The organism is Amycolatopsis sp. BJA-103 (genome assembly GCF_002849735.1).
In the GTDB taxonomy this organism is placed as follows: domain Bacteria; phylum Actinomycetota; class Actinomycetes; order Mycobacteriales; family Pseudonocardiaceae; genus Amycolatopsis.
In genome coordinates this window covers 8,508,399-8,521,450 of record NZ_CP017780.1, presented here as the reverse complement: position 1 = coordinate 8,521,450, position 13,052 = coordinate 8,508,399, and the positions used below count along the sequence as shown (strand labels likewise).

Genomic DNA, 13,052 nt, shown 5'->3' with positions numbered 1-13,052 from the left:
CGGAGCGCATTCTTTGTGGCATGAGTGGGAGTGAGACACACACGCCGAAGCACGGCCCAGCGGCCGGCTTCGAAGCGACCGTCAAGGATTTCTGGCGGAGCAGGCCGGTCCGCCCGGCACACGGCCGCAAGTTCGCCGGTGTCGCCGCGGGAATCGGCTACCGGTACGGCATCGACCCGACCGTGGTCCGGGTGGCGCTGGTCGCCGCGACCGTGTTCGGCGGATTCGGTGTCTTCATCTACCTGCTGAGCTGGTTGTTCCTGCCGCAGGAAGGTGACCGCGTTTCCGCGTTCGAGGGCCTGATCGGCCGGGGCCGCGCGTCGAGTTCACCGGCGTTCGCGGTGCTGCTGCTGATCCTGCTGTTCCCGGGACTCACCTGGACCCTGAGCGGCGGCTGGCTGACCGACGGCACCGGGCTGATCGGTTTCGCGCTGATGGCCGTCGCGCTGTACTTGCTGCACCGCAACCGCGGGCAGTTCAACCGGCCGGTGCCGCCCGCCCCGGCTCAGCCGACCGCCGCGTTCTCGATGGCGTCCGCGTCTACGGCGACCTCCGCTTCGGCTGCGACCGAAGGCGGCTGGGACCCGCTCGCGGCCGACCCGTCCGCTTGGGACCTGCCGAACGCGTATCAGTCCGGCGGTCTGCCGCCGCAGAGCCCTCCGCCGCCTCCGGCTCCGCCGGTGCCTCGCGGCCGGAAGTCGAAGATCGGCGCTGCGACCTTCGGGGTCGCCGTGCTGGTCGGCGGCGTGGGCACCGTCCTGGGCTTGGACGGCGAAGCGTGGTTCACCCTGCAGCACGTCATCGGACTCACCCTGGGTGTGGTCGGCATCGGGCTGGTGGCCGGCTCGTTCGTGCGGGGCGGTCGCGGGCTGATCGGGCTGGCGGTGCCGCTGGCGATCGTCGGGATGGCGCTGACCACGGTGCCGTTCGACAACTTCTCCGTGAAGGGCGGCCTCGGCGACCTGAAGGCGACGCCGAGCGCGGCGTCCGATGTGCTGCCGGAGTACCGCCACTCGGCGGGCGACATCGACCTCGACCTGACCAAGCTGCCCGCGGGGGCCTCGGTGACCACGAAGGTCTCCAACGGGGCGGGCAACTCGACGGTGCTCGTGCCGACGGGTGCCGAAGTGAAGGTCACCTGTGAGACGGGAGCGGGCGAAGTCGATTGCCTCGGCCAGTCCCGCTCGGGGGTCGGTGAGGACGCCGTCGACTTCACCTCGGCGGGCACCAACGGCCAGAAGATCGTCCTGCAGGTCAAGAACAGTGTCGGAAACGTGGAGGTGCGTCGTGGCTGAGTACGACTACGACAACTACGACAGCACGCAGACCCAGTCGGCTCAGCCCGCGAAGCGCGGGGTGGACCTCTTCACCCTGATCGTCGGGATCGCGACGCTGCTGGTGTCGGGTTACGTCCTCTCGGACGGCTCCTCGTGGCTCCCGCAGTTCGACTTCCGCTGGGTGATGGCGGGCGGCGCGATCTTCGTCGGCGTCCTGCTTCTCGCCGCTTCGCTGCGCAAGAGCCGCCGCTAGCGGCCGCACTCACGATCCACTCCACTCCGAAGGCCCCGGCCCCTCGCCGGGGCCTTCGCCTTGCCCCCAGGGCCGCGCGACTTTAGCCCCCTAATCGCGATCCGATGGGCCTCGGGCACCTGAGGGACCCAGAGCGCGTTTAGCGGGCTAATCGCGATCCGGGTCGCGCAGGTGCCCTGGGTCGCCAGATCGCGATTAGGGGGCTAAACGCAAGTCGGGACGGGTGCGGGTCACTCCCACTCGATGGTGCCCGGCGGCTTGGACGTGACGTCCAGGACCACCCGGTTCACCTCGGCGACCTCGTTGGTGATGCGGGTCGAGATCCGCTCCAGGACCTCGTAGGGCAGCCGCGTCCAGTCCGCGGTCATCGCGTCCTCGGACGACACCGGCCGCAGCACGATCGGGTGCCCGTAGGTCCGCCCGTCGCCCTGGACGCCGACACTGCGGACGTCGGCCAGCAGCACCACCGGGCACTGCCAGATCTCGCCGTCCAGCCCGGCCGCAGTGAGCTCCTCACGCGCGATGGCGTCGGCCGCGCGCAGCGTCTCGAGACGCTCGGCGTCGACGGCGCCGATGATCCGGATACCGAGACCCGGGCCGGGGAACGGCTGCCGCTGCACGATCGTCTCCGGCAGCCCGAGCTCCAGCCCGACGCGCCGCACCTCGTCCTTGAACAGCAGGCGCAGCGGCTCGACGAGCTCGAACTGCAGGTCGTCGGGCAGCCCGCCGACGTTGTGGTGGCTCTTGATGTTCGCCGCGCCCTCGCCGCCGCCGGACTCGACGACGTCCGGGTACAGCGTGCCCTGGACCAGGAACTTGTAGTCGCCCTCGGCCTTGAGGTCGCGCTCGGCCTGCTCGAACACGCGGATGAACTCGCGGCCGATGATCTTGCGCTTCTCTTCGGGGTCGGTGACCCCGGCCAGCGCGTCGAGGAACCGCTCGCGCGCGTCGACGGTCACCAGGTTGACCCCGGTCGCGGCGACGAAATCGCGCTCGACCTGGGTGCGCTCACCGGAGCGAAGCAGGCCGTGGTCGACGAAAACGCAGGTCAGCCGGTCACCGATGGCCCGCTGGACCAGCGCGGCCGCCACGGCCGAGTCGACGCCGCCGGAAAGCCCGCAGATCGCCCGTCCGTCACCGACCTGGTCGGCGATGCGCTTGACCTGGTCGTCGACGATGGACGACGTCGTCCACTGCGGACTGATGCCCGCGATGTCGTGCAGGAAGCGGCGAAGCACCTCTTGTCCGTGCGGCGAGTGGTGCACCTCGGGGTGGTACTGGACCCCGGCGAAGCGGCGCTCGACGTCTTCGAACCCGGCGACGGCGGCACCGTCACTCGACGCGGTCACGGTGGCGCCCTCGGGGGCCTTGGTGACGCTGTCGTTGTGGCTCATCCAGGCGGGCTGGTTGTTCGGCAGCCCGGCGTGCAGGACGCCGCCCTCGCCGGTGACGCGGACCTCGGTGCGGCCGAACTCGCGGATCCCGGTCGGCTCGACGGTGCCGCCGAGGGCTTGCGCGAGCACCTGGTGGCCGTAGCAGATGCCGAGGATCGGCACGCCCGCGTCGACCAGCCCGGGGGCGAGGGCGGGGGCGTTCTCCGCGTACACGCTGGAAGGACCACCGGAAAGGATAATCGCGGCCGGATCCTTCGCGAGGATGTCCTCGGCGGTGGCGGTGTGCGGGACGACCTCGGAGTAGACCTGAGCCTCGCGCACACGGCGCGCGATCAGCTGCGCGTACTGCGCCCCGAAGTCCACGACGATTACCGGACCGGTGGGACTGGGCACCTGAAACCTCCAGATCAGAGCAGTACGCTTCCCCACCATCGTCCCAGGTGGGCCGGGTCACCTCGCCGCCAACCCCCTCACGATTCAGGACAGCGGTTGACCGCTAGGGGCCCTACCGTCGGCGGACATGAGCATCGACTGGAGCAAGGAACTCTCCGAACAGCTCGAGTGGCACTGGACGCAGCACTTCCGCCCGCGGCTGGACACCCTCACCGACGACGAATACCTCTGGGAACCCGTCGAGGACTGCTGGTCGATCCGCCCTCAGGAGGACGGCCGCCTGATGATCGATTGGGCGTACCCGGAGCCCTCACCGCCGCCGGTGACGACGATCGCCTGGCGCCTCGCCCACATCGTCATCGGCGTCTTCGCGATGCGGAACGCGTCGCACTTCGGCACCGAACCCGTCGACTACCAGACCTTCCCGTACGCGGCTTCCGCCAAGGAAGCGCTGGAACAGCTCGACGACGCCTACGCGCGCTGGCGCAACGGCGTCCGCGGCCTCACCGCCGAAGATCTTGAGCGCCCCTGCGGCGAGGCCGAAGGCCCCTACGCCAAATACCCGTTCGTGGCCCTGGTCCTGCACATCAACCGGGAGGCCATCCACCACGGCGCCGAGGTCCTCCTCCTGCGCGACCTCTACGCGCGTCGCGTTTAGCCCGCTAAACGCGCTCCCCGGCCCACGTCGCGTTTAGCGGGCTAAACGCGACGCGCTCATACTGAGGCGAGCCCAGGAAAGGACCCGTCTTGCGAGCGACTGTCATCTACGGCGCCGGCGACGTACGCGTCGAGACCGTCCCGGACCCGAAACTGAGCGAGCCGACCGACGCGCTTCTCCGCGTCGTCCGCTCCTGTATCTGCGGCAGCGACCTCTGGCCGTACGGCAGCATGCCCGCGCGCGACCGCGGCGTCCGCATCGGGCACGAGTTCCTCGGCGTCATCGAGGCCGTCGGCTCCGACGTCACCACGCTCAAGACCGGCGACCTGGTCGTCGCGCCCTTCGTCTACTCCGACAACACCTGCCGGTTCTGCCGCGAAGGCCTCCACACCTCGTGCGTCCACGGCGGCTTCTGGGGCGCGAAGGGCGTCGACGCCGGCCAGGGCGAGGCCGTCCGCGTCCCGCAGGCCGACGGCACGCTCGTGAAACTGCCGCACACCGAGGACGACGACCTGCTCGCGGGACTCCTCACCCTGTCCGACGTCTTCCCGACCGGCCACCACGCAGCGACCAAGGCGGGCGTGAACGAGCGCACGACGGTCACCGTCATCGGTGACGGCGCCGTCGGGCTCTCCGCGGTCCTCGCCGCGAAACGCCTCGGCGCCGAGCGCATCATCCTGATGGGCCGCCATCAGGCCCGCACGGACCTCGGCCGCGAGTTCGGCGCGACGGACGTCGTGTCCGAGCGCGGCGACGAAGGCATCGAGAAGGTCCGAGAGCTCACGAACGGCGAAGGCACCCACACCGTCCTCGAGTGCGTCGGCACGAAGCCCGCCTTCGAAATGGGCGTCGGCGCGGTCCGCCCCGGCGGCACGATCAGCCGCGTCGGCGTGCCGCAGTACGACGAGGGCCCGATCGGGCCGCCGCTCTTCCGCCGCAACATCACCGTCACCGGCGGCGTCGCCCCCGCCCGCCACTACATCCCCGAGCTGCTCGACGACGTCGTCGAGGGCAGGTACCAGCCGGGCAAGGTGTTCGACCGGACCATCGGGCTCGAAGAGGTCCCCGACGGCTACCGCGCGATGGCGGACCGCGAAGCGCTCAAGGTGCTCGTCAAGCCCTGACTGGAATACCTTGTCATCCATGGACATGATCACCCCGGAGCCGCGCCCCGCCTGGATCGCAGGCCGCGCCGAGCAGGGCGCTTCGACGCTCACCGTGCACCACCCGTTCGACGGAAGCGAAGTCGCCACTGTCGCGGTGCCCGGGCCGGAGCAGGTCGAACGAGCGGTGAGCGCGGCGGCGAGCGTCGCGAAGGAGTTCCGGCGGTCCTCGGCGCACAGCCGCGCTTCGGCGCTCGACCACGTTTCGCGGGTGCTCGCCGGCCGCGCCGAGGAGATCGCCGAGGTCATCACCGCCGAGAACGGCAAACCGCTCAAGTGGGCCGACGCCGAGGTGCGGCGCGCGGTGTCGGTCTTCCGGATCGCGGCCGAAGAGGCCCGCCGGTTCAGCGGTGACCTGCAACGCCTGGACACCGACCCCGCGGGTGAAGGCAGGCTGGCGCTCACCCGCCGGATCCCGCGCGGCCCGGTGCTGGGCATCGCGCCGTTCAACTTCCCGCTGAACCTGGTGGCGCACAAGGTCGCGCCGTCGCTCGCGGTCGGCGCGCCGATCATCGTCAAACCCGCGCCGCGCACGCCCTTGTCCGCGCTGATCCTCGGCGAGATCCTGGCCGAGACGGATCTGCCGGAAGGCGCGTTCTCGGTGCTGCCTCTCGGCAACGAGGAGACTTCGGCGCTGGTCACGGACCCCCGGCTGCCGGTGGTGTCGTTCACCGGTTCGGGTCCGGTCGGCTGGTCGCTGGCGGACGCCGCGCCGCGCAAGCACGTCGTGCTCGAACTCGGCGGCAACGCGGCCGCCGTCGTGCTCCGCGACTGGCCGGATCCCGAAGGCGCCGCGCACCGCATCGCGACCTTCGGCAACTACCAGGCCGGGCAGTCCTGCATCGCCGTGCAGCGGGTCATCGTCGAACGTGAGGTCGCCGAAGAGTTCGTGCCCGCGTTGGTGGAAGCCGTGCGGGAACAGCGAACCGGTGACCCTTACGACAAGAACACCGACGTGGGACCGGTCGTCGACGAGGCCGCCGCGGAGCGGATCGTGGCCTGGATCGACGAGGCCGTCGCCGCGGGCGCGAAGATCCTCACCGGCGGCAAGCGGGACGGCGCGACGGTGGAGCCGACCGTGCTCACCGACGTCCCACCATCCACAAAGGCCTGGGCCGAGGAGGTCTTCGGACCGGTGCTCGCCGTGTCCATTGTGGATGGTGTCGACGAGGCTTTCGCTTCGGTCAACGAATCCGCTTACGGGTTGCAGGCCGGAGTGTTCACTCGCGACGTGCATCTCGCCTTCTACGCGTCGACCGAACTCGAGGTCGGTGGCGTGATCATCGGCGACGTCCCGTCCTATCGCGCGGACCAGATGCCGTACGGCGGCGTCAAGGGATCGGGCGTCGGCAGGGAAGGCGTGCTCGCCGCGATGCACGACCTCACCGAGGAACGGGTCACCGTCTTCACCGGCATCGATCTCTAGGCCGGGGTGACGGCCTGCGCGAAACCGAACACCTTGTCCGGGTCGTAGGTCTTCGCCACCCGCTTGAGGCGGGTGGCGTTGTCGCCGTAGTACGCCGTCATCCAGTCGGGCAGGGCGGGGTCGATGTAGTTGACGTAGCCCCCGCTCAGCCCGATCCCCGTCACCACCTCGGCGACGGAATCCGTTGCCACGGAACGGTTGCGCGTGTCGGCCTGGCTGTAGATCTGCACGCTGCCGATCGCCTTCCGGTGCCAGAAGGCGGTGGCGTCCGGGGCGATGTCGGCGACCGCTCCGCCGAGACCGTCGACCAGGAGGTCCATTCCTCGCCTGCCGTTGAGGATCGACGTCAGCTTCGCGGGATCCACCGCTTCACCGAGAATCCGCGATGAGGCCACAAAGGACTGACGATTCTCACTGCCGGAGAAGTACTTCATGGCACCGAGATAGTCGAGCTGCTTCACCGTCCGCGTGCCCTTGACCTTGCCGGTCAGCTTGTCGAGTTCCCGGGCCAGCGAGGCGGAATCGCCGACGTAGCAGCCGGAAACCCGCGCACCGACCGGAGATCCTCCCGACAGCACGACGTTCGCCCACAACTCCGGCGGCGCTTCGGGCAGCCATCGCTGCCACTCGGCGAGGACCTCGTTCGCACTCCCCGCCGGGAAATGCAGGGAGAAGACCGAAGCGACCGACGGCGACGGATCGGTGCGGAAGGTGAACGAGGTGACGACACCGAAGTTGCCGCCGCCTCCCCCGCGCAACGCCCAGAACAACTCAAGCTCGGAATCGGCCGATGCCGTCCGGAGCTTCCCATCCGCCGTGACGACCTGCGCGGAGACCAGGTGATCACAGGTGAGTCCGTATTTGCGGGCGAGGACACCGATTCCACCGCCGAGTGTCAGCCCGGCGATGCCGACACTGGGGCAGGAGCCCGCCGGCAGGCAGCGTCCCGCGCCACCGAGTGTGGCGTAGACATCCTTGAGTTTCGCGCCCGCGCCGATCACGACCTGCTCGCCTTGAACGTCCACTGAGGACATTCCGCCGAGGTCGATCATCAAGCCGCCATCGGGAACGGAATACCCGGCGTAGCTGTGGCCGCCGCTGCGAGCGGCGATCGGCACGCGTCGCGCGGCCGCTTCGATCGCCGCCTGCACGTCTTCCGGTTTGGCGCATTTCGCGATCGCGGCGGGCTTGAGGCCGTCGAAGGCCGGGTTGAACACGCGTTTGGTGTTCTCGTAGCCGGAATCACCCGGCAAGAGCAGCGAGACCTTGTTCCGCAAGGCCGCCCAGTCCGGCGGACCGGACGGCGGCGCGACACTGGAACTCGGCGGCAACGAGGTTCCGGGAGCCGAGGTGGGCGCTTGCACGGGAGGCGCGGCGGAACACGCCGTCGCGGCCGCCCCCGCCGCGGCCGCGCCGGCGAGTTTGAGGAAGTTCCTTCGCCCCAACTTCATACTTGTGAAGACGCGCGGACGCCGGCCAGGTTGCCGGGCTCACCCGACCGAGTCAGAGCCAATGCGGCAGCGGCGGCACTTCGCCGTCCAAAGTGGACCCATCGGAGCGGCCGGTGATCCAGGCGAGGACGTCACCGGGCGCGCCGGTCACCTTGGCCGGATCGCCGGTGCCCATCCGCCATTCGTGCCGCGTCCCGTCGCCGTCGACGGCGACCAGGAGGACCGCGGGCAATCCGTCGCCGTACCAGGCGATCGCGCCGCTCACCACCACCTCGAACTCCCGGCCGAGCAGCCCGGAGACCCGGTCGAAGTCGTAACCGGAGTCCAGGTCGACGAGGTGGATCGAGGTTTCGGACAGCCGTTTGAGCAGCACTCCCTCACCGGTGAGGCGATTGCCCAGCCGATCACGGGCCTCACCGGCCCACGCCTCGTCCGGCATGGACGCGGCCAGCTCCGCGAACCGCTCACCGGAGTCCACGACGTCGGCGACGATCACCGCGGCGGAGCGGTCGGCTCCGGCCTCGATGCCCTCGTCGCGAGCCGTGGCCGTGTCGTACATCGGCGTCTCGACGCCGGTCTTCGCCCAGGTCAAGAGGTTGCCGAGACCGTCGGCGTTGCGCGCGACGTGCGAGAGCAGATGCGCCCTCGTCCAGCCGGGCAACGCGCTGGGGGCGTGCACGGCGTCTTCGCCGAGGCCGCGGGCCACGAGCGCCCACTCGTCATGCAAGGCGCGGACGCGATCGAGCAGGACGTGGGCGCGTTCTGAGGCGGTCACGCCCTTGAATCTAGCCAGTCAGGCGAAGCCTGTCAGTTGAGGGTGGTGGCGGGGCGGGGTCCGGGTTAGCGCCGAAGGGCCGCCGGTGCGTCGGCCGGAACTGACGGGTTCTTGGGCGCGATCGGCTCCAGACGCGCGTACGGCAGCTCCTGCGACGGCCGATTGTCCGTTTCGCCCTTGTTGGGCCACAGCGAGAACGCGCGCTCGGCCTGTGCGGTGATGGTCAGCGAAGGGTTGACGCCGAGGTTGGCGGTGATCGCCGATCCATCCACAATGGACAGACCGGGATAGTTGAAGACCCGGTGGTACGGGTCGATCACGCCGTTGTCGGCCGCCGTGCCGATCGGCGCACCGCCGATGAAGTGCGCCGTCAGCGGGATGTCGAAGATCTCGCCCCAGGTGCCGCCCGCCATCCCGCCGATCCGTTCGGCGGTGCGAAGGTTGGCCTCGTGCCCGGCGGGGATGAAGCTGGGGTTCGGCTCGCCGTGGCCCTGCTTGGACGTGTACTTGCGGCGGCCGAAGAGACCGCGCTTGGTGTAGGTGGTGATGGAGTTGTCGAGGCTCTGCATCACCAGCAGGATCACCGTGCGCTCGCTCCAGCGGTAGCCGTTGAGCAGGCGGACCGTCTGGACCGGGTGCTTGACCATGAAGTTGACGGCCTGGCGCCAGCGCGGGACCGCCGAATCGCCTTCGGTGGCGATGGTCTGGAGCAGGCTCATCGCGTTGCTGCCCTTGCCGTAGCGGACCGGCTCGATGTGCGTGTTGTCGTCGGGGTGGATCGACGACGTGATCGCGACACCGCGGCTGAAGTTCCGCTCCTCGTCGACCGAGGTGCGGGCGGCGCCGATGATGGCCTCGGAGTTGGTGCGGGTCAGCTCGCCGAGGCGCGGTGAGAGCTTCGGCAGCTTGGCGGTGTCACGCATGCCGTGGAGCAGGTTCTGCGTCCCCCACGTGCCGGCGGCGAGCACCACCTGCGCGGCGGTGAGCTTGTGGCGGAACTTGCGCGAGGTCGTCCCGGTCTTCTTGATGCTCACCTCGTACCCACCTGCGTTTAGCGGGCTAATCGCGCTCACCGTGGTGAGCGGGATGACCTTCGCGCCGTCCTTCTCCGCGAGGTAGAGGTAGTTCTTGACCAGGGTGTTCTTGGCGCCGACGCGGCAGCCGGTCATACAGGCGCCGCACTCGGTGCAGCCGGTGCGCGCGGGGCCCGCGCCGCCGAAGTACGGGTCCTCGGCTCGCTCCCCCGGCTTGCCGAAGTACACGCCGACGGGCGTCGGGTGGTACGAACCGGCGACGCCCATGTCCTCGGCGACGCCCTTCATCACGACGTCCGACGGCGTGACGCTGGGATTGGTGACGACGCCCAGCATGCGGCTGGCCTGGTCGTAGTGCGGACCGAGCTCGGACTCCCAGTCGGTGATGTGGGACCACTGCGGGTCGACGTAGAACGGCTTCAGCGGGCGGTACAGCGTGTTCGCGTAGACCAGCGAGCCGCCGCCGACGCCCGCGCCTGCGAGCACCATGACGTCCTTGAGCATGTGGATGCGCTGGATGCCGAAGCAGCCGACCTGGGGCGCCCAGACGTAGCGGCGAAGGTCCCAGGACGTCTTCGCGAACTCGTCGTCGGCGAAGCGGCGGCCCGCCTCGATGACGGCTACGCGGTAGCCCTTTTCGGTCAGGCGGAGGGCAGCGACACTGCCGCCGAACCCGGAGCCGACGACGATCACGTCGTAGTCGAAGTCGTCTTCAGTGGTGGTGTTACTGGCAGTCACACCCTCGACTGTAACCCCGGCCACCCCTTCTGACCAGAGGTAAGTTACTGGCCGGTTACCTTCCACCCGGATGGTGCATGCTCGGAGTCGTGATCGACGAATTCGCGAAGGAATACCTGCACGGTGACCTGAAGGAGATCCGTGAGGCGATGCTCGGGAAGCTCGACGGGCTGTCCGAGTACGACATCCGGCGGCCCATGACCTCGACCGGAACCAACCTTCTCGGCCTGGTCAAGCACCTGGCGGCCTGGGAAGCCCGCTACTTCGGTGAGGTCTTCGAACGGCCGTTCCCCGAGGCCATCCCCGAGCGGGGTACCGACCTGTGGGCGACCGAGCACGAAACCCGCGAGGAGGTCATCAGTCTCTACCGGCGCGCCTGGGAGCACTCCGACGCGACCATCGCCACGCTCGCCGTCGACTCGCCCGGCCACGTGCCCTGGTGGCCGCGTCCCGACGTGAAGCTGTTCAACGTTCTTGTCCACATCCTCACCGAGACCAACAGGCACGCCGGACACGCCGACATCCTGCGGGAACAGCTGGACGGCCAAGTGGAAAGCCCGTCCCGGCCGGGACAGGACGCGACGTTCTGGGCGGACCGGCGCGCGGAAATCGAACGTGCGGCCAAGGCGGCGCCGGATCGCGTTTAGCGGGCTAAACGCGATCCGACCGTCACCTCACTCAGCGGCGCACGGTCAGACCGACGCGCTGAAACTCCTTCAGGTCCGAGTAGCCCGTCTTCGCCATCGCGCGGCGAAGCGCTCCGAAGAGGTTTACGACGCCCTCAGCGTCCGAGGACGGCCCGAAGAGGAGCGTCTTGAGGTCGACGGCGTAGTCCGGGCCCAAGGCCACGCGAGAACGCGGCAGGGACGGGTGCGCGGCCGCGGACGTCCAGTAGAGCCCCTGCCCCGGCGCCTCGGAGGCGGCGGCCAGCGGCGCACCCAGCATGACCGCGTCGGCACCGCAGGCGATCGCCTTGGCGATGTCGCCGGAAACGCTCATGCCGCCGTCGGCGAGCACGTGCACGTACCGGCCGCCGGTCTCGTCGAGGTAGTCGCGGCGCGCGGCGGCGGCGTCGACGATCGCGGTCGCCATCGGCGTCCCGATCCCGAGCACGCTATCGGTGCTCGTCACGCCGCGGCTGGCACCGTGACCGACGATCACGCCGGCCGCGCCGGTGCGCATCAGGTGCATCGCGGTGCGGTAGTCGCTGACGCCGCCCGCGATCACCGGGACGTCGAGACGTCCGATGAAGTCCTTCAGGTCCAGCGGCTCGGCGTCGCGCTGGACGTGCTCGGCCGAGATGATCGTGCCCTGCACGACCAGGATCTCGACGCCCGCCGCCAGCAGGTCCGGCGTGAGCTCGGCGGCGTGCTGCGGGCTGACCCGCGCGGCCACCGTGACACCGGATTCGCGGACCGTCTTGATCGCCTCGGTCAGCAGGTCCAGCCGGATCGGGGCGGAGTGCAGTTCCTGCAGCTCACGCACGATCGCGGTCGGGTCCGAAGTGTCCTCGGCCGCCCGGACGAGGCGGAAGATCGCGTCCTCGACGTTCGGGTGCCGCGCCCAGAGCCCTTCGGCGTTGAGGACGCCCAACCCGCCGAGCTCGCCGACGGCCACCGCGGTCCCCGGCGACACGATCGCGTCGGTGGGGTGCGTGACCAGCGGCAACTCGAACCGGTACGCGTCGATCTGCCAGGCGGTGGACACGACCGAAGACGACCGGGTGCGCCGCGACGGCACGATCTCCACGTCATCGAGGTCATACGCCCGCCGCGCGGTGCGGCCCATGCCGATCTCGACCAGATCCCGCACGTCAAGTCCCTTCTCAACGACGACCGTTACACCCCATTGTCGCTAGGCCGCGTGGGTGACCTGCGCACGGGGCTCCCGAACCGGCCCCGAAGTCACACCAGCCCCACCTGCCTCACCAGTTTCACGTTTAGCCCGCTAAAGGCGCGCCGGTGGGGCGAGTGGGGCTGGAGGGTCAGAACGAGACCTTCTCCACGGAGTCGGTCCGGAGGACGGATTCCTGCGAGAACGCCTTCTTGTAGTCGGTCCGGATCTCCTCGATCTCCCGGTTCGCGTCGCGGTCGCTGAAGGGATAAACGACGACGATCACCTTCGACTTCTCCCGCGAGATCTTCCCGTCCGAGCCGCGCCACTGCCCGCGCCCGGTCAGCTCGGTGAACCCGTCCGGGAACCGCGGCGTGACGACCTTGTCGGTGAAGGCGGTGAACTCGGCGTCGGTCAGCTCCCCGCCGCCCGGCTTCGTCGTGCCGAAGTACAGCTCGGTGCGCTTCCACAGGTCACCCGGCGATGCCTGGAGCCCCACGGCATCAGGCGTCGAAGGCGCCGCGGAAGCGGTGGGGACGGCCGAGGCCGCCACCCCGCCGCCGAGGCCGAGCGCCGCGGCGGCGAAGACGGCCAGCGCGGTCCGCCGTGAAGTGGTCAGCGAGAAAGACATCGGGTTCCTCCCAGGAGACTTGATCA

12 protein-coding genes are annotated in these 13,052 nt (G+C 69.5%); 6 read left to right on the top strand and 6 right to left on the bottom strand.

Translation table 11 applies throughout. The annotated features are described in order from the left end of the window. Positions 1-20 precede the first annotated feature (20 nt). Together BKN51_RS38500 and BKN51_RS38495 are read left to right on the top strand one after the other, a co-directional pair. Positions 21-1,295, top strand: a complete 1,275-nt coding sequence (locus tag BKN51_RS38500; RefSeq protein WP_101612235.1) for a PspC domain-containing protein — start codon at positions 21-23, stop codon at positions 1,293-1,295. Next, positions 1,288-1,530: a hypothetical protein gene (locus tag BKN51_RS38495; protein ID WP_101612234.1), complete on the top strand. Its 243-nt coding sequence runs from the start codon at positions 1,288-1,290 to the stop codon at positions 1,528-1,530. The genes BKN51_RS38500 and BKN51_RS38495 overlap by 8 nt, the downstream gene beginning before the upstream one ends. 230 nt (positions 1,531-1,760) lie before the next feature. Here the strand turns inward: BKN51_RS38495 and guaA are convergent, their stop codons facing one another. Continuing rightward, positions 1,761-3,317 (bottom strand): glutamine-hydrolyzing GMP synthase, encoded by a 1,557-nt coding sequence (gene guaA, locus BKN51_RS38490; RefSeq protein WP_101612233.1) that lies wholly within the window; start codon positions 3,315-3,317, stop codon positions 1,761-1,763. A 127-nt stretch (positions 3,318-3,444) separates the two neighbouring features. On the opposite strand from guaA, the gene BKN51_RS38485 reads away from it, so the two are divergent. From BKN51_RS38485 to BKN51_RS38475, 3 genes are all read left to right on the top strand, one after another. Continuing rightward, complete coding sequence (locus BKN51_RS38485) at positions 3,445-3,975, top strand: DinB family protein (RefSeq protein ID WP_101612232.1); 531 nt, start codon at positions 3,445-3,447, stop codon at positions 3,973-3,975. Between the two features lie 89 nt (positions 3,976-4,064). Beyond that, positions 4,065-5,099 carry a zinc-dependent alcohol dehydrogenase family protein gene (locus BKN51_RS38480; protein WP_101612231.1) on the top strand — a complete coding sequence of 345 codons (1,035 nt, stop codon included), beginning with the start codon at positions 4,065-4,067 and terminating at the stop codon, positions 5,097-5,099. Between the two features lie 19 nt (positions 5,100-5,118). After that, positions 5,119-6,564 (top strand): aldehyde dehydrogenase family protein, encoded by a 1,446-nt coding sequence (locus tag BKN51_RS38475; protein ID WP_101612230.1) that lies wholly within the window; start codon positions 5,119-5,121, stop codon positions 6,562-6,564. Here BKN51_RS38475 and BKN51_RS38470 read toward each other — a convergent pair. The 3 genes from BKN51_RS38470 to BKN51_RS38460 form a co-directional block, all read right to left on the bottom strand. Further along, positions 6,561-8,015 carry an FAD-binding oxidoreductase gene (locus tag BKN51_RS38470; protein WP_146044312.1) on the bottom strand — a complete coding sequence of 485 codons (1,455 nt, stop codon included), beginning with the start codon at positions 8,013-8,015 and terminating at the stop codon, positions 6,561-6,563. The two genes, BKN51_RS38475 and BKN51_RS38470, sit on opposite strands and share 4 nt — an antisense overlap. Before the next feature lie 52 nt (positions 8,016-8,067). Continuing rightward, complete coding sequence (locus tag BKN51_RS38465) at positions 8,068-8,790, bottom strand: maleylpyruvate isomerase N-terminal domain-containing protein (protein ID WP_101612229.1); 723 nt, start codon at positions 8,788-8,790, stop codon at positions 8,068-8,070. Positions 8,791-8,855: 65 nt separating this feature from the next. Then, on the bottom strand, positions 8,856-10,562 hold the full coding sequence (locus BKN51_RS38460) for a GMC oxidoreductase (protein WP_101612228.1): 1,707 nt from the start codon (positions 10,560-10,562) through the stop codon (positions 8,856-8,858). Positions 10,563-10,639: 77 nt separating this feature from the next. Between BKN51_RS38460 and BKN51_RS38455 the strand changes: the two genes are divergently transcribed. After that, on the top strand, positions 10,640-11,209 hold the full coding sequence (locus tag BKN51_RS38455; protein ID WP_168214491.1) for a DinB family protein: 570 nt from the start codon (positions 10,640-10,642) through the stop codon (positions 11,207-11,209). 31 nt (positions 11,210-11,240) lie between these two features. Here the strand turns inward: BKN51_RS38455 and BKN51_RS38450 are convergent, their stop codons facing one another. Next, positions 11,241-12,374, bottom strand: coding sequence for a GuaB3 family IMP dehydrogenase-related protein (locus BKN51_RS38450; protein ID WP_101612227.1), 1,134 nt, complete (start codon positions 12,372-12,374; stop codon positions 11,241-11,243). 172 nt (positions 12,375-12,546) lie between these two features. Further along, on the bottom strand, positions 12,547-13,026 hold the full coding sequence (locus BKN51_RS38445) for a DUF3574 domain-containing protein (protein WP_101612226.1): 480 nt from the start codon (positions 13,024-13,026) through the stop codon (positions 12,547-12,549). Positions 13,027-13,052 lie beyond the last annotated feature (26 nt).

Excerpts from the sequence above, each read along its gene's own strand:
- BKN51_RS38445 (WP_101612226.1), bottom strand. The coding sequence starts at position 13,026 with ATGTCTTTCTCGCTGACCACTTCACGGCGGACCGCGCTGGCCGTCTTC.
- BKN51_RS38485 (WP_101612232.1), top strand. The coding sequence starts at position 3,445 with ATGAGCATCGACTGGAGCAAGGAACTCTCCGAACAGCTCGAGTGGCAC.
- BKN51_RS38500 (WP_101612235.1), top strand. The coding sequence starts at position 21 with ATGAGTGGGAGTGAGACACACACGCCGAAGCACGGCCCAGCGGCCGGC.
- BKN51_RS38455 (WP_168214491.1), top strand. The coding sequence starts at position 10,640 with ATGCTCGGAGTCGTGATCGACGAATTCGCGAAGGAATACCTGCACGGT.
- BKN51_RS38475 (WP_101612230.1), top strand. The coding sequence starts at position 5,119 with ATGGACATGATCACCCCGGAGCCGCGCCCCGCCTGGATCGCAGGCCGC.
- BKN51_RS38470 (WP_146044312.1), bottom strand. The coding sequence starts at position 8,015 with ATGAAGTTGGGGCGAAGGAACTTCCTCAAACTCGCCGGCGCGGCCGCG.